Annotated in this window: 18 protein-coding genes and 1 tRNA gene; 11 read left to right on the top strand and 8 right to left on the bottom strand. The window is 41.8% G+C overall.

What is annotated here, in order from left to right; genetic code table 11:
• The first annotated feature begins 562 nt into the window (after nucleotides 1-562).
• The 4 genes from eif1A to BB781_RS13750 all read left to right on the top strand — a co-directional run bounded on the left by eif1A (nucleotide 563) and on the right by BB781_RS13750 (nucleotide 3,025).
• Nucleotides 563-880, top strand: a complete 318-nt coding sequence (eif1A, locus tag BB781_RS13765) for a translation initiation factor eIF-1A (RefSeq protein ID WP_094229051.1) — start codon at nucleotides 563-565, stop codon at nucleotides 878-880.
• A gap of 10 nt (nucleotides 881-890) precedes the next feature.
• Entirely contained in the window at nucleotides 891-1,700 is an 810-nt protein-coding gene (locus tag BB781_RS13760) for a serine protein kinase RIO (RefSeq protein ID WP_094229050.1), read from the top strand.
• Nucleotides 1,701-1,719: 19 nt separating this feature from the next.
• Nucleotides 1,720-2,256, top strand: coding sequence for a KH domain-containing protein (locus BB781_RS13755; protein ID WP_094229049.1), 537 nt, complete (start codon nucleotides 1,720-1,722; stop codon nucleotides 2,254-2,256).
• Between the two features lie 73 nt (nucleotides 2,257-2,329).
• The gene (locus BB781_RS13750; protein ID WP_094229048.1) at nucleotides 2,330-3,025 is read left to right on the top strand and encodes a DUF1614 domain-containing protein; all 696 of its coding nucleotides are present in this window, start codon (nucleotides 2,330-2,332) and stop codon (nucleotides 3,023-3,025) included.
• Here the strand turns inward: BB781_RS13750 and BB781_RS13745 are convergent.
• Together BB781_RS13745 and BB781_RS13740 are read right to left on the bottom strand one after the other, a co-directional pair.
• Nucleotides 3,008-3,913: an RAD55 family ATPase gene (locus BB781_RS13745; RefSeq protein ID WP_094229047.1), complete on the bottom strand. Its 906-nt coding sequence runs from the start codon at nucleotides 3,911-3,913 to the stop codon at nucleotides 3,008-3,010. The two genes, BB781_RS13750 and BB781_RS13745, sit on opposite strands and share 18 nt — an antisense overlap.
• An 83-nt stretch (nucleotides 3,914-3,996) precedes the next feature.
• Nucleotides 3,997-5,358 carry a dihydroorotase gene (locus BB781_RS13740; RefSeq protein WP_094229046.1) on the bottom strand — a complete coding sequence of 454 codons (1,362 nt, stop codon included), beginning with the start codon at nucleotides 5,356-5,358 and terminating at the stop codon, nucleotides 3,997-3,999.
• Nucleotides 5,359-5,577: 219 nt separating this feature from the next.
• Between BB781_RS13740 and BB781_RS13735 the strand changes: the two genes are divergently transcribed.
• From BB781_RS13735 to phoU, 5 genes are read left to right on the top strand one after another with little or no spacing between them, the layout of a single operon-like run.
• Nucleotides 5,578-6,462, top strand: a complete 885-nt coding sequence (locus tag BB781_RS13735; RefSeq protein WP_207205292.1) for a PstS family phosphate ABC transporter substrate-binding protein — start codon at nucleotides 5,578-5,580, stop codon at nucleotides 6,460-6,462.
• 23 nt (nucleotides 6,463-6,485) lie between these two features.
• Nucleotides 6,486-7,373, top strand: coding sequence for a phosphate ABC transporter permease subunit PstC (gene pstC, locus BB781_RS13730; RefSeq protein ID WP_094229045.1), 888 nt, complete (start codon nucleotides 6,486-6,488; stop codon nucleotides 7,371-7,373).
• A 5-nt stretch (nucleotides 7,374-7,378) separates the two neighbouring features.
• Complete coding sequence (gene pstA / locus BB781_RS13725; RefSeq protein ID WP_094229044.1) at nucleotides 7,379-8,236, top strand: phosphate ABC transporter permease PstA; 858 nt, start codon at nucleotides 7,379-7,381, stop codon at nucleotides 8,234-8,236.
• A gap of 38 nt (nucleotides 8,237-8,274) precedes the next feature.
• Complete coding sequence (pstB, locus tag BB781_RS13720; RefSeq protein WP_094229043.1) at nucleotides 8,275-9,045, top strand: phosphate ABC transporter ATP-binding protein PstB; 771 nt, start codon at nucleotides 8,275-8,277, stop codon at nucleotides 9,043-9,045.
• A gap of 4 nt (nucleotides 9,046-9,049) precedes the next feature.
• Complete coding sequence (gene phoU / locus BB781_RS13715) at nucleotides 9,050-9,700, top strand: phosphate signaling complex protein PhoU (protein WP_094229052.1); 651 nt, start codon at nucleotides 9,050-9,052, stop codon at nucleotides 9,698-9,700.
• Here phoU and BB781_RS13710 read toward each other — a convergent pair.
• Nucleotides 9,697-12,417, bottom strand: coding sequence for a DNA-directed DNA polymerase (locus BB781_RS13710; protein ID WP_094229042.1), 2,721 nt, complete (start codon nucleotides 12,415-12,417; stop codon nucleotides 9,697-9,699). The two genes, phoU and BB781_RS13710, sit on opposite strands and share 4 nt — an antisense overlap.
• A 473-nt stretch (nucleotides 12,418-12,890) precedes the next feature.
• On the opposite strand from BB781_RS13710, the gene BB781_RS13705 reads away from it, so the two are divergent.
• Complete coding sequence (locus BB781_RS13705; RefSeq protein WP_129582726.1) at nucleotides 12,891-13,073, top strand: hypothetical protein; 183 nt, start codon at nucleotides 12,891-12,893, stop codon at nucleotides 13,071-13,073.
• 234 nt (nucleotides 13,074-13,307) lie between these two features.
• Nucleotides 13,308-13,724 carry a hypothetical protein gene (locus tag BB781_RS13700; RefSeq protein ID WP_094229040.1) on the top strand — a complete coding sequence of 139 codons (417 nt, stop codon included), beginning with the start codon at nucleotides 13,308-13,310 and terminating at the stop codon, nucleotides 13,722-13,724.
• A gap of 85 nt (nucleotides 13,725-13,809) precedes the next feature.
• Here BB781_RS13700 and BB781_RS13695 read toward each other — a convergent pair whose 3' ends face one another.
• From BB781_RS13695 to BB781_RS13675, 5 genes are all read right to left on the bottom strand, one after another.
• Nucleotides 13,810-14,277, bottom strand: a complete 468-nt coding sequence (locus tag BB781_RS13695; protein ID WP_129582725.1) for a site-specific integrase — start codon at nucleotides 14,275-14,277, stop codon at nucleotides 13,810-13,812.
• Between the two features lie 293 nt (nucleotides 14,278-14,570).
• Entirely contained in the window at nucleotides 14,571-14,771 is a 201-nt protein-coding gene (locus BB781_RS13690) for a hypothetical protein (protein WP_164997895.1), read from the bottom strand.
• Nucleotides 14,772-14,903: 132 nt separating this feature from the next.
• Nucleotides 14,904-15,013: transfer RNA gene (locus BB781_RS13685), tRNA-Met, on the bottom strand.
• An 86-nt stretch (nucleotides 15,014-15,099) separates the two neighbouring features.
• The gene (locus tag BB781_RS13680) at nucleotides 15,100-15,654 is read right to left on the bottom strand and encodes a hypothetical protein (RefSeq protein WP_094229037.1); all 555 of its coding nucleotides are present in this window, start codon (nucleotides 15,652-15,654) and stop codon (nucleotides 15,100-15,102) included.
• Nucleotides 15,655-15,731: 77 nt separating this feature from the next.
• The coding region (locus BB781_RS13675) for an S-layer protein domain-containing protein (RefSeq protein ID WP_129582724.1) at nucleotides 15,732-16,351 on the bottom strand (620 nt) is incomplete at its 5' end.

Genomic DNA, 16,351 nt, shown 5'->3' with positions numbered 1-16,351 from the left:
TCTGCACATTAAGTTTGGTTAATTCCTTTTAGTTAGTAGTTAAACACTACCGGTCAGAATTAACCGAACTGCCAAATCCAACGTCAGACAGGAAATAACTCCTGCCTCCACTTGCATAAAAGGCGGTGATTGTAAGCGTTTTTGCCGCGATTTGCGCGGACTCCTACAAAGGACATCATCGTATATATACCTTCCGAACCAAATGATCCGAAGGCATAGAATGAACCTTTGTAACACATAATATATGAAGCACGCCTTTTTCCATTCGGAATATATAGTTATATTTTAATCCTATATGGAATTTGCGGTTGCTGCCTCCAGATCGAATGAAGACTTACCAACGCAAGCATCCAGCCGACTTAGAGGGAATACCTACATTACAAGTATAACATATAAACTTAACGTATTTAATTAATTTTGCAATTATATATTCAGGAGGAATTTCTTAGTAATACAGCACCCGGACAATTAGAAACCAAAACACAAGCAGAGATACGCAACCTTTAACAATATCAGGGACATAGCACTACTCAAAACCATTAAAGAATAAAGAGGAATCAATCTGCAGGACAAAAAGAAGAATGTAAATGTAGATGCTACAGAAGTCTCGAGGGTTCGCACACCGCGTAAGGAAAACAATGAAGTACTCGCCACAGTCGAGAGCATGCTCGGTGCAAATCACGTAAAACTGAGATGCATGGACGGAATTGTAAGAATGGGCAGAATCCCTGGCTCCATGAAAAAGAAAACATGGATCCGAGAAGGTGACATTGTTATCGCAGTACCTTGGGACATCCAGAACGAAAAAGCGGATGTAATATGGAAATATACCCGGCCACAGGTAAACTGGCTGGAACGCAAAGGATACCTGAAAGGATAAGATAGAAACCATGAAAAAAGATATTACAAGTAAAGTGAAACGTATCGACACCGAAGTCGACAAACTGCGCATCAGGCGCAAAGATTCAGATACATTAAAAGTAATAGAGAACGTATTTGATGAACCAACCCTGAAAACCCTTTACACATTATCCAACAAAGGAATAATCCAGGCCATGGGAGGATCCATCAGCACAGGAAAAGAAGCAAACGTCTTTCTTGCTGAAGGAGAAGAAAAAGACATTGCTGTAAAGATATACAGGATATCATCAAGCACTTTTAATTCAATGGAAGACTACATTCTGGGTGACCCACGTTTCAGGAATGTGAGGCATTCAAAACGTGACATCATTTTTGCATGGACAAAAAAAGAGCAAAGAAACCTCATCCGTGCAAAAGAAGCAGGCATCCGCGTACCAGAACCCATTGTTGCCGAACGTAACATCCTTGTAATGGAATTCATGGGAGAAAACGAAAAACCATACCCCCAGCTAAAAGACATCCGTCTTGAAAAAGAAGTGGCCAGAAAAGTGTACGATATAGTCATAAGTTACATAGACCTACTGTACACCGAAGCGAACCTCGTACATGGAGATCTGAGCGAATACAACATACTGATGATCCCTGAAACACTTGAACCGGTATTCATAGATATGGGCCAGTCGGTAACAAGAGAACACCCCCGCTCGATGGAATTCCTTCTAAGGGATATCGAAAACATCGTCCGTTATTTCAAAAAATACGGCATTGATGAAGACCCACATGAGTTATATTCCTCAATCAGGAACAAAGAACAAAAAACGCAAATTAATGATTCATAATTATCAAAGGTAGATAGACATGACACACATTAAAGTTCCTAAAGACAGGGTTGGCGCCATAATCGGGCCAAAAGGCCGTGTCAAACAACTTATAGAAAGTAAATCAACAGCTAAGCTGGACATCGACAGTGAGAACGGAACTGTAGAGATCATCCCCGGTAATGACCCCGTCGGAGCAATGAAAGCAGAAGATGTTGTCAATGCAATTGCAAGAGGGTTTAACCCGGACAAAACAATTTCAATGTTTGACGATGATCTGCTAATGCTTGAGGTTATTGACATCTCCAAATATACAAACACACAAAAAGATTTGCTTCGCCTTAAAGGAAGGATCATCGGAAAGAATGGGAAAACAAGAGAGATCATTGAAAGACTCATAGGCATCAAGATGTCAGTCTACGGGAAAACCGTAAGCTTCATAGGTAGACCCGACCAGAACCAGATAGCCAGAACATCCATGGAAATGCTTATAGAAGGAGCAACCCACGGAAGCGTGTACAGCTATCTTGAGAAAAAGAGGCAGGAATTACTTCAATCCCAGCTGGACTCCTATTAAAGATGATTTCATAGTAGTATATCTCACCAAGAATATTAATACTCTGGATTCCTAAATAAGTACAGGTGGACAGATGAGAGGATATACGAACAGTTCCGAAATAAGGATGTATGCAGCCTTTGCATTGATCTTGCTCCCCACAGCCGCTCTTTGCTATAAAGGGCAGCTATCTCTCGGAACGATAAATCCCATAGCGCTAATGATAATTCTTTTTTCTATGCTTGCAGGCTCAATCATAGAGATACCCATAGCAAGCATTCGCTCCAAAAAACCAGAGCAACTCTTCAAATATGCACCTATTCTCGAAGAGATCTATTCCGTCCCGATAGTGCGGGAACTAAACATTGGAAAGGAAAGGGTTTTTGACACAACGCTCACCGTAAACATCGGAGGAGCAATAATCCCGGCTCTTGCGGTAACATATCTTTTACTGACGCAACCCAACAACACTGCCCTTGAAATAATGCTCATAGTAGTAGTCGCGGTTACATCCCTATCAGAATTAATGGGAGGCGTGGGGACAATAATACAGGATCACATGGGAATAATAGCGCTCCCGTTTTCACTTATTGTTGCACCGGAAAACGCAGCATCCATTACATTCATAGCAGGCGTGGGAGGTATACTCGTTGGTAATATAATATCAGTTGCAACCTTTAACAAAGAAAAGACAGGCAGTGCCTTTATCAGCATAGGCGGAGCAGGCAGCTTCAAATCAATATACATAACAACGATAATTGCCAGTTTAGTTTCATATTTCGTCCCCTGACATACCTAGTCTCTCCGCCCTGCGTTTCTCAATCCTATCCTGCAGGACTTTTGAAGGAAGATTAAGAGCTCTGTATTTAGCGATACCATTGTTTGTAAAGCGGAATGGCTGAGGAGTATGATCCACACGAGTAGCCCTCATTTTCTGAATTGCCATCACAGGCATAGGAGTCGTATCAATATCGTTCGTCTGGATGAAGTCAAGGAAAATTACACCATCGCCAAGAAAATCGAAGTCATCATATTGCTTTGTTTCAATACCATGAGACTTTTCAGTTACAAGAATGGCAGTTGTCATATTCTTTTTCAATAACCTGTGAAGACCACGCCATGAAAGGGATGTTCTGAAATCTCCCGGTGCTGTGAGTACATTCATAGAATCGAAAACTACCCTCTCTGGTTTATGAGAATCTAGTATTTCCATCATTTCTTCAGAAGTAAGCATAGAAATCCCGAATATCTCCAGATAACCATCATCAATATACTTACCAACATCCCAACCGAATCTTGCAAAATGTTGAACAAGCTGCTGTGCCCTTTCCTCAAATGAGAAGAAAATGCACCTTTCACCATTTTTCACACCTTCCATCAAGTATTGCATAGAAAAAGTCGTCTTTCCCGTACCAGGAGGACCTGTCACAACTACAGCAAATCCTTTAGGAAAGCCCCCCTCCAAAAAATCATCCATTCCGGGAATGCCCGTAGAGACCCTTTTTATCAGGCGATCGATGTTCTGGGTGTCAAGCTTAGCTTTAAAGCGAGTAGAGTCAAGATTAAGAAGTGCTTTTTCAAGGACAATGTTTTTTGCACCAAGTTCTTTCTCATATCGCTCAAGGACTTTTATTGCATCTGCACTTAATGTAGTATGAATAGGAAATTTGGTTTTCATCACACCACCATGTGTACATAATATGCTATTATATATTTAAAGTGTTATGGTATTGTGTACATACATAAAATATTATGAACACATCACTCCAAAACAAGACCTTTGCCGGGAAGGAAATTACCACGTCCTCTAGATGCCATTATATCGCCATCCCATACAACTTCACCTCGTGAAATAGTGAACTTCGGGAAAATTCCATCCATCCCCTCATATGGTGTCCATCCTGCCTTGCTATGAAGATTATCACCCTTAATCTCACTAACGTGCCCTGGATCGACTATAATCAAATCAGCATCATAACCTTCGGCAAAAACACCCTTTGAATATCGGTTCAACTTAAATATCCTTGCAGGATTCCTGCTGGTCACATCTATCATGCGCCCCAGAGGAAGAAGATTCCTTTTTACTGCAACAAGCATCAATGGGATCAAGGTCTCCACACCAGGAACACCAGATGGAGCACTTTTGATATCTACATCTTTTTCAGCTTCCGTATGTGGCGCATGATCAGAAGCTACAACATCAATAGTACCGTCATTCACTGCGTTTAGAAGCATCTTGACACTTCTTGTATCCCTGAGAGGAGGATTCATCCTACCAAATGAACCCAGTCGCTCCCAGTCCTTTGTCGAAAGGAACAGATGATGCGGTGCAGCCTCACTTGTTATAGCTGGAGAGACACCTTCCTTGATGGCAAGATATCGCTCCTTACGCAAAAGTCCAACCGATTCAAAAGCACTTATATGACAGAAATGAGCTTTAGCCTCATTCTTCTTGATAAGGCATATAGCCTTTTCAACAGCAAAAGCTTCACAATGATTGGGGCGGGACCTTGAGTGAGAATCAGGAGACATATCATTTTTCAGGTAAGCCTCGCATTCAAGCCTGATCTTATCATCTTCCGCATGGATACATGCAAGTGCATCGAGTCCTTTAAGCACACCAAGTGCTTCATCAAGGCTTTTCTCATCAATATTCAAAGCACCTGTTGACTCGGCCATGAATATTTCCCCAAAAGCAGTTACCCCAAGATTCCATAGCTCAGGTAGTTTTTCAATATTTCCCGTAACTCCCCCGTAAAGCCCAAAATCCACTATCGAATAACGATTTGCGAGTTTCAGTTTTTCCTTGAAGGACTTCCTGTCAATGGTTGGAGGAATTGTATTGGGGTGATCTATAACAGTGGTGATCCCGCCTGCTGCAGCTGAACATGAACCAGTATACCAGTCCTCCTTTTCAGTTAAACCCGGGTCTCTGAAATGGACATGGACATCTATCCCTGCAGGCAGTGTTAGTGCACCTTTTGCATCAATAGTCTGGTTCAATCTCTGGACATCAATCTCTTTACCTATTTTTTTTATTTTGCCATCCTCTATCAGGACTTCGGCGGGCTGAAGGTAATTGTTGAAGAATATTTTAGTGTTCTTGATTAGAATATCAGGCATAGTCACCTATATTCTATTGGAGGTATATGCCCTTTATGATAGTACCGACAAGCTAGGCAGTCTTTGTGATATATAGATATATAGCTACTATATATATTGCGTATTTGTGCATATATGATATAGGAATATATATTGTACGGACATAACTCTTATGTATCGATTTTGTTATGGTTCACTGGCAAGTAAATAGTACTCGTTAATAAAATGGTGAACTAAAACATGATATCTAACAAATTATTAAAGAATATGACAATTTATTTTGTTGTATTGTTAATTATTGCAATCGCATTCACAGGAATCGGTTGTGTCGACAAGGAAAACACAGAAGATACAGACATTTCACAAACTTCAAGCATCACTATAAAAGGTTCAGACACCGTCCTGCCACTTTCCCAAGCAGAATCTGAAGACTTTATGTACGCAAACCCCTATAAAAGCATCACTGTAATTGGCGGTGGCTCCGGAGTGGGAATTGCTGCACTCATTGATGGAGAAGTCGAGATTGCTATGGCTTCAAGAGAAATGAAGGGTTCAGAGATTGAAAAAGCACAGGCAAACGGTATCAACCCGGTTGAGACTGTCATTGCTTGGGATGGAATTGCAGTTGTCGTAAACCCTGAAAACCCGATTAAACAACTTACTTTTGAGCAGCTAAAGGGAATCTACAACGGAAGTATAAGCAACTGGGCAGATGTGGGCGGAGAAAACCGTGTAATTACAGTAATAACCCGTGACAGCAGTTCAGGAACCTACGAATATTTCAAGGAAGAGATACTCGTTGAGGACCAATACCGCCAGGATGCACTTGTACAGCCAGCCACCGGTGCCATTGTGCAAGAAATAGCCCAGAACAAAGGAGCCATCGGATACATAGGTTATGCATACCTTGACAAGAGCATCACAGCACTTGAAATTGATTCAGGGGATGGATTTGTAGACGCAACCACTGAGAACATCATGAGCGGAGATTATCCACTTGCAAGACCACTTCTCTACTACACAAATGGCGAACCATCCGGCCTTGCAAAAGAATTCATTGATTATGTACTAAGTTCAACCGGACAGGATATAGTTTCAGACGTCGGATATTTCCCTGTAATGTAAAAATACCTTTATAAGAGGGATAGATGTCAAACCGATACCTAAAGGAAAAGGGAATTGAGTCACTGCTCTTTGCATCCGGAGCAGTGGCAGTAATAGCCCTTTTCCTTCTTTGTATTTTTTTATTCCGGGATGGGATACTTCTATTTAGTGAGTACCCAATTAACAGTTTCTTAACCGCTACCAAATGGTACCCCACTGCAGAACCGGCACATTTTGGAATTTTGCCACTGTTCCTGGGGTCTGTGATAGTAACTATAGGAGCAGTAATATTTTCAGTCCCATTGGGAATAGCAGTAGCAATATATATTTCCGAACTTGCTAGTCCAAAAATATCCAATGTCCTGAAACCCGTTACAGAAATACTTGCAGGCATTCCATCAGTAGTCTACGGATTTTTTGGTCTTGTAATACTCGTGCCCATTATCCAGAATACACTGGAACTGCCAACCGGACAGACAGCACTTACTGGCTCCATCATGCTGGGCATAATGGCATTACCCACCATCATATCGATTTCAGAGGATGCCATCAGTTCAGTCCCAAGAACATTAAAAGAAGGTTCACTTGCACTTGGATCTACAAAATGGCAGACGATATATAAAGTGACAGTACCGGCATCACTCTCAGGAATATCAGCAGCCGTCATGCTTGGAATAGGGCGCGCTATTGGCGAGACCATGACTGTGATGATGGTTACAGGCAATTCAGCCGTAATCCCCGGGTTCCCTTCCGGATTATTTGCACCTGTGAGAACCATGACCGCCACTATCGCACTGGAAATGGGAGAAGTACCTCAAGGAAGCGATCACTTCCATGCTCTTTTTGCAATTGGTTCTGTCCTTTTCATAACTACATTCATAATCAACATCATAGCCAACTACGTTAAAAAGAGATATAGGTTCAACCTGTGATAGCCATGTTTTCCAATGCAAAACTAAATGAAAAAATAGCCTTTACACTGTTGAAGATAGCTACGGGGATGGTTGTCGCCTTTGTCATGGTAATTCTTTATTATATTATATCCAACGGATACAGTGTCATAAATCTTGAATTTATAACCAGCATGCCAAGGAACAGAATGACAGAAGGTGGAATATTCCCTGCAATCATGGGAACAGCATATCTGATAGTAGGTTCAATGGCTGTTGCTCTGCCACTTGGAATATTATCTGCCATTTACCTTAACGAATATGCACAGTCCGGCAGAACAACGTGGGCAATTGAAATGGCGATCAGCAATCTTGCGGGCACACCTTCTGTGGTCTTCGGACTGTTTGGCCTTGCATTGTTTGTGAAATACCTTGGTTTTGGACCTTCCCTTATCTCTGCCTCCTTGACACTTGCATTATTGATATTGCCAGTAATAATAAGAGCAAGCCAGGAAGCACTTCTGACAGTTCCTAAAGAATATAGGGAAGCTTCACTTGCCCTGGGAGTCACAAAATGGGAAACGATCAGAAGAGTTGTTCTTCCTGCTGCGATTCCCGGAATGATAACCGGTGCTATCCTCAGCATAGGACGAGTCGCAGGAGAAACTGCACCCATATTGTTGACAGGAGCAGCATACTTCCTACCAAGAATGCCGGATTCCATATATTCACAATTCATGGCATTACCATACCACCTGTATGTACTTGCTACATCAGGAACAAACATCGCCCAGACCAGACCGCTTCAATATGGAACTGCACTGGTATTGCTTATAATTGTATTATGTGTGAACATTGTTGCAGTAAGCATAAGATCACACTACAGGAACAAAATAAAGAGATGAATCCATCTCATTGTTACAAAGATATAAGAGGTCATTATATGCCAGAAAATTATGATAACGGGACAGAAGTAGAGGTCAGAGACCTTAACTTATGGTACGGGGAAAACCATGCCCTCCATGACATATCCATTGACATACCAAAGAACAGTGTTACAGCACTTATAGGTCCTTCTGGTTGCGGCAAATCTACATTCCTCAGATGCCTCAACAGGATGAACGACCTTGTCAAGAATTGCCGCATAGAAGGAAAAGTACATATTGACAAACAGAACATATATTCAAAGGATGTGGATGTTGTAGATCTCAGGAAAAGAGTAGGTATGGTATTCCAGAAACCGAATCCATTTCCCATGTCCATACATGATAACATTGCTTATGGACCACGCATCCATGGCACGGGTAAAAAAAACATACGTGGTGTCGTAGAGGAAGCATTAAGATCAGGTGCACTGTGGGACGAGGTATCAGAAAGACTTGATAAGTCTGCCCTGGATCTCAGTGGAGGACAGCAGCAAAGGCTGTGCATAGCAAGGACCCTTGCGGTGCGACCGGAAGTCATACTTTTTGATGAGCCATGCAGCGCACTGGACCCAATATCTACAAGCAAAATAGAAGAATTGATCCTTGAACTAAAAAAGAAGTATACAATTGTTATTGTTACACATAATATGCAGCAGGCTGCCAGAATATCAGATTATACAGGCTTTTTCCTGACAGGAGAACTTGTGGAGTTTGACAAAACAGAACAAATATTTGAAAGCCCTCGGGAAAAGGCAACTGAAGATTATATTACGGGAAGATTTGGGTGAAGATATGACACGTACTAAGTATCAGGAAACTCTTGGCATTCTTAGGAGAAACGTAACTCAGATGGGTAAACTATCCCAGGATGCTATTCATAACTCCATTGCAGCTCTGAAGGAGCTTAATATAGACCTTGCAGAAAATGTTATTGAAGGGGATCAGATAATTGATGATTATGAACTGAGCATAGAGAAATGTGTTGCCCAGCTCATATCACTGCAAAGTCCCACTGCAGGAGATATGAGACTTGTCACTTCCTGTCTCAAGATAGCCATAGATCTTGAAAGAATGAGTGATCTTGCTGTCGATATTGCGCAGAGCACGAAAAAAATAGAAGGCAACCATATCAAACCCCTTATTGACATACCAAAAATGGCCGAGATGGCCGAGAGTATGCTTGAGCAGGCAATGATAGCTTTTGAAAATAATGATGTGTCACTGGCAGAGTCCGTTGCCAAATTGGATGATGAGATTGACAGAACGTTCTATGCGGTATGGAAAGAGCTCATGAAGATGATGATACAGGACGAGACCATAATTAACAATGCATCACACCTGTTGTTCGTAATCCGTTATCTTGAAAGAATAGGGGACCACGCATGCAATATATGCGAGAGCGTGGTGTACAATGCATCCGGAAAAAGAGAGAACCTGAATTAAAAGTCAAACAGGGAACTCTGAGACTTTTTATCTACCGGTTGCGGAGGAAGTTGGACTTCCTTTTCTTTTTTATTTATACTCCTGACAGGAGAGTCCTGAGGTTTGTCTGAAAACTCGAACAGGCCCATTTGTTTGGAATCGTAGTCAAGGTTTGCCATATCAACCCCGAATACACCCAGTATACGCTCCACAGGCGGAAGCAATTGTTTCTTTATGTAATAGTCTACATCAATAGGAATATTGTTCTCCCGGACGTATTCAGGATCTTCAGCGCGATTAACAAACATGTCCTTTCCTGCAACAATTACAAATGGTATGCGCTCGCCAACCGGTGGAAGAGAGCCAGTCCTGCGTTCTATTTTTTCTGCAACCGTCAGATGAGGTTGCTTATTCTTATAACTGGTAGCTTTTTTAGAGAACATGCGAGTCATTGTAAGGTCCTCGATTATTTCGGAATCTTTCCTCACATCGATGTTTCGTACACCATCGACAACATTGCGCACATGTTGGACTGCACCATCCACGTTTCCTTCCTTAAGCACCATCTCAAGAACCCTGTTCAGAGTCTTGGACGTAAGTTCGCACCAGTCCCTGCGGACAGTCTCCATTCCCTTGACTTTTATATCATCTTTCCAGCCATCGCCCGAGGGTTCAAATACCCATATAGCATATCGTTTCTTAGCAATGAACAGGGCACGCTTTGCAATAGACTCAAATTCAAGCTCCATGGGGTCCGGAAGTGAAGCTGAGACCATGGCGGCGATCTTGCTCCCCACAAGCCCGGCATCATCGAGAGATACTTCCTTCTTTGAAGTACACTGGACAAATACACTATCCGTATCGCCGTAAACTACGGACAAGGACACAATATTATCTGCAGGAGTAATGGAAGACAACTCTTCTGTAAAATATGCAGATCCATCCCTCAATATGACCTTACTGATCGTACCGTTGATGATGGCACGGGTATTAAGAATGTTATTCCTTCCAAAGCTTGTTACAGCATTTGCAAGGGCCATGCTATACAATCTTGCCCGGGTATAACCGGAGTAACCATAAAAACTGTTAAGCAATATTTTCAGCGCAAGCTGGGTGGCATCAAGGACACGATATTCAGAGTCATTTAATGCATTTTTCATCTTCCTCTTTGTTTCCACCCTTCGCTTCAGCAGGCTTTCAAGGATAGATGGCATTATCCCTTTTGAGATATCAGCAGGCACAAATTCCCCACCAGACGGAGGCTTTATTGTTTCTGCATCCGGGAGGTCCCGCTCCACAACAGTGGTGTAACAGAGATTATGAGCCATCATGATGGTTGGATAAAGGGACTTGTAATCAAGGATAACTACATTTTCAAGAAGACCTCTTTTTGGTTCAAGAACCTCACCACCTTTGAGTCCTTCACTGCTGCGGTTTCTAAAGGCAACCAATTCGTCACTGGGTTTTGGCGGGATTACACGGTCCTGTTTTCCGTATTCCCTGAGAAGCAAATTCTCCACCATGGACGTCTGGCCCCCATCGACCACTTCCTGGAGAAGAGAACCACTTACCTGAGCGATAGCAATGTGCTTATCAAGAAGCTGGAGCTTCATGAAAAGTTCCATAGCAAGCTCGGAGTCTCTACGGGCATAATCTATGAACTTAAGTAATTTATCACCGGAGTCATTCCAGTGCTCTTCCATTTCCGAGGGTGCAACATCGAGTTTCTCCCGGTCAAGAAGCTCTTTTGCAACGTTCCTTAAAGTATAGCGTTTGAGACTGTACTGACTTCTTATCAGAGGGAGTGCATCTACAACAACCCTTCCCGGAATGGAGATCATGGTCCGGTTACCTATCTTACGATAGCTTAGGATCCTTCCGTCACGGCCTACTGTGGACCTTACATTGTCACCGGAACCGGCAAGTATAGTTACTCTGTCTGCAATGTAGGGAATGTCAAAGTCATTTATATTGTATCCTGAAACAATATCTGCATCATATTCCTGGAATATCTCAAAAAAGCGATTTAACATTAAAGTTTCCGTATCAAAGCTCTCAACATCTGCACCTGCACCTTCAACCTTTTTTGCAACGAGAACAATAGTATCATGCCCTTTGAATGCAGGACTGAACGACATACTTACCATAATCACAGGAGAGGTTTCCGGAACAGGCATTGAGCCTCCTATGGGAAGACATTCAATGTCAAATGAAAGGTACTTCAGCGGGGCAATTGAGAGTTTCTCTGTTTCTTCAAGGTAATCAGCGGTGAAAATCGAATCACAATGTATTTTCTCTTCCGAAAATAGATTATCAGAAACAGATCCTGCCGTAACCCAGCCCATGCCATGCAAACCTCTGTCTATCAAAAAACGATTCCTGAAAAGTATATCCGTTTCATATACTTCCTTTACACCAGGGAGCATCAGAACATCATCGCGTATCTCAGGAACGTTGCGTGGTTCCATTGTAGTTACCCGGATCATGGGTTTTTTTGAAATATGATACCCCACAGGTTCATATTTAGGAACTATATCCACTTTTGTGATTACATCGAACCTTTCTGTGAGCATGGTTGAAAGCTTGTCAAGTTCCCCCTCGGCATTGATATAGAAATAAGGCTCAAATCCCGGTACAAAACAGCAGACGCTTTTACCGTCTTCGGCTCTTCCGAAAAGACGTATCACAGGGCCACTTTCGTGCCCTACATAATCAGCGTCCAGTATCTGAAAGTTCATGAACTACCTTACAGGTTTGCAGCATATATGCTTTGCGTTGATGTTAAGAAAAGTAAAAAAAATGAATGCCCGGAGCGGGGTTTCTCCAGCTTCTGTTGAGCCTTTTATGAATACTATCACTTCGCTAACTCCACCTATTTTACCTGTCGGCACTATAGGCTTGTGTGGGTGTGGCGGACATGTCGCCTGATCAGAGGCGAATCAAGTTAGTTAGGCTTGATATCCACAGCCTAATTAGTAGTTAAAAGAAACTTATATATAATTGAATTGCTACGCAGATTTAACACTGTTCAGCTAGTTACTGAACTTATTCAGGCAGTTACCGGATAATAAACTTTGGACATAGCATTATAATCAGAAATAAAGCAAATGAATCCGTTTTGTATATCTTATAGACCCCATAGCGCAAGCTCTCCCCACGGCCACAGGTTACGATGTAACCATAGTGTATTTTAGGCCTTATGGGTGCTTTTGTGGGCATAAGCCAACGTTCCTGCGAGATTGCCGGCCTTACCTACCTGGACAATCAAGACTTCATCGACTATGATGCAAAATTCGGTTCTGATTTGAATAAACGTGGTTATCCGGGAAATGGCGGATACTTTCTTTTTGTCAAAAAGACCGTGATACTCTTATCGAAAACAACTATTTTATAATTCATTATTGTAAATGTACTTTCCAGAAGGAACGTTTACAAAAAGGAAGCTTTCTATTTTCCTTGCATAAAAGAAAAACTATTTTCTCGCTAATTCAAAGTCGAACTCCAGACCATTTATTTATATAGATAGAGGAACCATTATATATTGACTAGTCAAGAATCCTGCAAATAATAAGTGTAAATAAGTAGATATAATGTGTTTTTGACTATACGAAATATACGGAAGAATAGCATGACAAAAAATAAAAATAGTGAAAAAACGATGTATAGAAGAAAAGTCCTTAAACTTCTTTCAAAGCTTGTGCCTGACGATTTAATTTCAAGTAAGCCTGATGATTCAATTTCAATTCAGCCTGACGATTTAATTTCAAGTAAGCCAGATGATTTAATTTCAAGTAAGCCTGACGATTCAATTTCAAGTAAGCCAGATGGTTCTATTTTAAGATCTGATATTAGAAAAATACTCGATGTGGATATAACAAAAGGTTCGCTACATCACGTTTTGGATGATATGGCTGAAGAAAAGTTAATCGAACAGACTAAAATTCCAAATCCCGACGGTGGTAATAACTTGGTTACAGCTAAAATTACAGAAAAAGGACAGGGATATTTGCAGTGCTTGGTAGATTTTGGTATTGGAAAGAATTAATCCACCAGATCTAATTCTTTTTTTCAGTAGCAAATCATTGAGAACACACTAAAAATACTCTTTATTCTATAATTGACCTGATAGTTCAAAGTGATTCCCTTAAAATTTTGGCAATTTCCGGGTCCTTCTCAACAAGCTCCATTCGGACCGTAGCGATAGCAGAACACTTCTTCTCAACATCAACTGTTAGAGCCATCCCACACCTGGAACAAAAATCTGATGTTGGCCTGTTTACCTGCTTACAACGTGGACATGCCGTTGTTGTGAGTTGCGGCATGTGGTCCTCCTCCTTGATAATTCTATGCATCTTTAGTATTGCCGTATCTGTTTGTTTTCCTGACATATGCACGTAGATAGCAACCATTTTAGAATCCTGCGTCCATCCTAATTGTTCTTTCATCTGTGATTCAGTGAGGTACTGCGCAAGACCGGCACTTATTGAATGCCTGAAAAGATGATTATACACTCTCTTCTTAATACCTGCTTTCTCTGCTGTCTTCTTTATTAGCATCCTTAGAGCGGCATAGTTAAGCTGTTTTTCTCTACCTACCAATACCAACCCATAGATATGCGTCAGGATTGTCTTTTTGCGGGTAAATATTCAGCTATGCGGCAACATATTGCACAGAGGATACACCGCCTTATTCTTCTTATCCCGGTCTTACCATCAACAACAGCAACCGCACCGTAGCGGTCAAAAACAATATGCTTTATCTTCAGGTTCCCAAGCTCTCCAGTTCTGCTTCCTGCATCCCAGAATAAACAATAATAGCCTTATCCCATGGATGCCCTGCAACCTTGATCATTGATATGATGTCTTCCTCGTCGGCAGTTCCTCCGGGAGCTTTATAGGTTCTTGATCTGGGAGTGGATCCATTCAGTATAGCCCGGGCCCTTGCCTCCGTTCATCCATCTAAAGAACCTCTTTATTGCAATCACGTAATCATGTTTTATGTATTCTTTCCGGTCTGATTTCGTAATCATCTCAAATAAGACATCTTCCCTGGTAACTTCACTGATTTTAAGATCATGCTCTCCTGCAATCACATTCAATTGACTGATATACTTTAAAATTCGTGTCTTTCATAAATACAAAGGCATGAAACACACATCGCTATGATATTAAAAATCTTAAACCTAAGCGAAGTGAAAGTAAAAAGAACTAAAATAAAAGTGGAATGCCCGGAGCGTGACTCGAACACGCGACCTCCAGATATCTCAGGAGATTTGGACGCACGGAATTTTATTCCCTATGAGTCTGGCGCCCCAACCGACTAGGCTATCCGGGCAAGCAGCATCTAAAAGGACAAAGTCATATTAAAGCATATCGATTGAAAGAGCAGCGATATTCTAAAAATAAAAAGAGTTGTCAGAATCAATACCCGGTTGATTCGGCCAGCGTACTCAAAACAACATAATCATCTGTTGCGCCACCTACGACAAAGACAAACTTATCGTTGCTCCATATGTAAGTGTAACGAGGAACATTGTCTTTCCCTATGGTTGAGTATTCAACGATCCTTGTAGCAGAATTATCATTAATGACAAGTTCTGTGAATCGCTCCCCACTTGACAATTCCGTGAAACTTGCTTTATATTGAGCGATAAAGTTTTCTGCTGAAGCTGAACTATCCAGTTCTATCACATCAACATACACGTCTGTAGTATCCAGATACATGTACAAGCCTTCGTATCCGCCTACCAGACCGTATACGGGAACATAGCTACGTCCGATCTTTTCAACAGATAGCTCAAGTGAACCCAGAAACTCGTAATTCTGTGGGAGATTGTCCGCAGGCACAAGACTCTGGCTGGTGGAACCTTCTGGAATAGCATTTACAGGAGTTTCTTCAGTAACCTCATCCGTGCAGCCGGAGATCGATAACATAAGAATGCTAATTGTTAAAACCAAAAGAATTTTTTTAATCATGGTTAAACCTCTTTAAAAGAGCAAGTATAAAAAAGAAAGTATGAAGGGATTAATCCCTTCTAACATTTATCTATTGCTTAGTTCCTTCTGACAAGGTATGCTACTGCAAGAAGACCAGCTACTGCGAAGACTGCTTCAAATCCAGGGGATGGTTCAGCAGTGTCATCCTCTACAGGGGTGTCATCCTCTACAGGCATGTCATCCTCTACAGGGGTGTCATCTTCTACAGGAGTGTCGTCCTCTACAGGGGTGTCATCCTCTCCAGGAGTAACTACAGGGGTGTCATCCTCATCGTCTGGCTGAGCTGCGCTTTCACCGATTGTCAGCTTAACGTATGGGTAGTACCTGAGTGTGTTGTCATCTGCTGTCTTGAAGTACATGTTCTCGGCAATTGAGATGTCGTTACCCTTGCTAAGTGTAATTGCAGATGGGTTGGTCATTTCAATTGTACCGCCAGTGATTGAGGCAACCTCGAGCTTACCGAACTTATCATCATCTTCGATGGTAAGGATGTTCTCGTAGTCAATGAGCCAGAGACCTTCAATGATTGCAAGGCTGTCTACCTGTCCCTGGAAAACCTGGGTGATGTGTGCCCTGAATACAATGACATCTTCCTTGTCGCCTACATCAGTGTCGTAGGTCCATGTGAAACCAGCTGCCGTAGGAGTGATTACCTCATCCTCTATGAAGTCGCCGT

Origin of the sequence: Methanolobus psychrotolerans (genome assembly GCF_002243045.1) — an archaeon.
Classification (GTDB): domain Archaea; phylum Halobacteriota; class Methanosarcinia; order Methanosarcinales; family Methanosarcinaceae; genus Methanolobus; species Methanolobus psychrotolerans.
The sequence above is the reverse complement of the archived record's forward strand: the minus strand, read 5'-3'. Positions and strand labels throughout refer to the sequence as shown.

What these genes read in the sequence shown, in the direction of transcription:
- BB781_RS13700 (WP_094229040.1), top strand. Translation starts at nt 13,308, where the DNA reads ATGACAAAAAATAAAAATAGTGAAAAAACGATGTATAGAAGAAAAGTC.
- BB781_RS13735 (WP_207205292.1), top strand. Translation starts at nt 5,578, where the DNA reads ATGATATCTAACAAATTATTAAAGAATATGACAATTTATTTTGTTGTA.
- BB781_RS13680 (WP_094229037.1), bottom strand. Translation starts at nt 15,654, where the DNA reads ATGATTAAAAAAATTCTTTTGGTTTTAACAATTAGCATTCTTATGTTA.
- phoU (WP_094229052.1), top strand. Translation starts at nt 9,050, where the DNA reads ATGACACGTACTAAGTATCAGGAAACTCTTGGCATTCTTAGGAGAAAC.
- pstB (WP_094229043.1), top strand. Translation starts at nt 8,275, where the DNA reads ATGCCAGAAAATTATGATAACGGGACAGAAGTAGAGGTCAGAGACCTT.
- BB781_RS13740 (WP_094229046.1), bottom strand. Translation starts at nt 5,358, where the DNA reads ATGCCTGATATTCTAATCAAGAACACTAAAATATTCTTCAACAATTAC.
- BB781_RS13750 (WP_094229048.1), top strand. Translation starts at nt 2,330, where the DNA reads ATGAGAGGATATACGAACAGTTCCGAAATAAGGATGTATGCAGCCTTT.
- pstC (WP_094229045.1), top strand. Translation starts at nt 6,486, where the DNA reads ATGTCAAACCGATACCTAAAGGAAAAGGGAATTGAGTCACTGCTCTTT.
- BB781_RS13760 (WP_094229050.1), top strand. Translation starts at nt 891, where the DNA reads ATGAAAAAAGATATTACAAGTAAAGTGAAACGTATCGACACCGAAGTC.
- pstA (WP_094229044.1), top strand. Translation starts at nt 7,379, where the DNA reads ATGTTTTCCAATGCAAAACTAAATGAAAAAATAGCCTTTACACTGTTG.
- BB781_RS13710 (WP_094229042.1), bottom strand. Translation starts at nt 12,417, where the DNA reads ATGAACTTTCAGATACTGGACGCTGATTATGTAGGGCACGAAAGTGGC.
- BB781_RS13755 (WP_094229049.1), top strand. Translation starts at nt 1,720, where the DNA reads ATGACACACATTAAAGTTCCTAAAGACAGGGTTGGCGCCATAATCGGG.
- BB781_RS13745 (WP_094229047.1), bottom strand. Translation starts at nt 3,913, where the DNA reads ATGAAAACCAAATTTCCTATTCATACTACATTAAGTGCAGATGCAATA.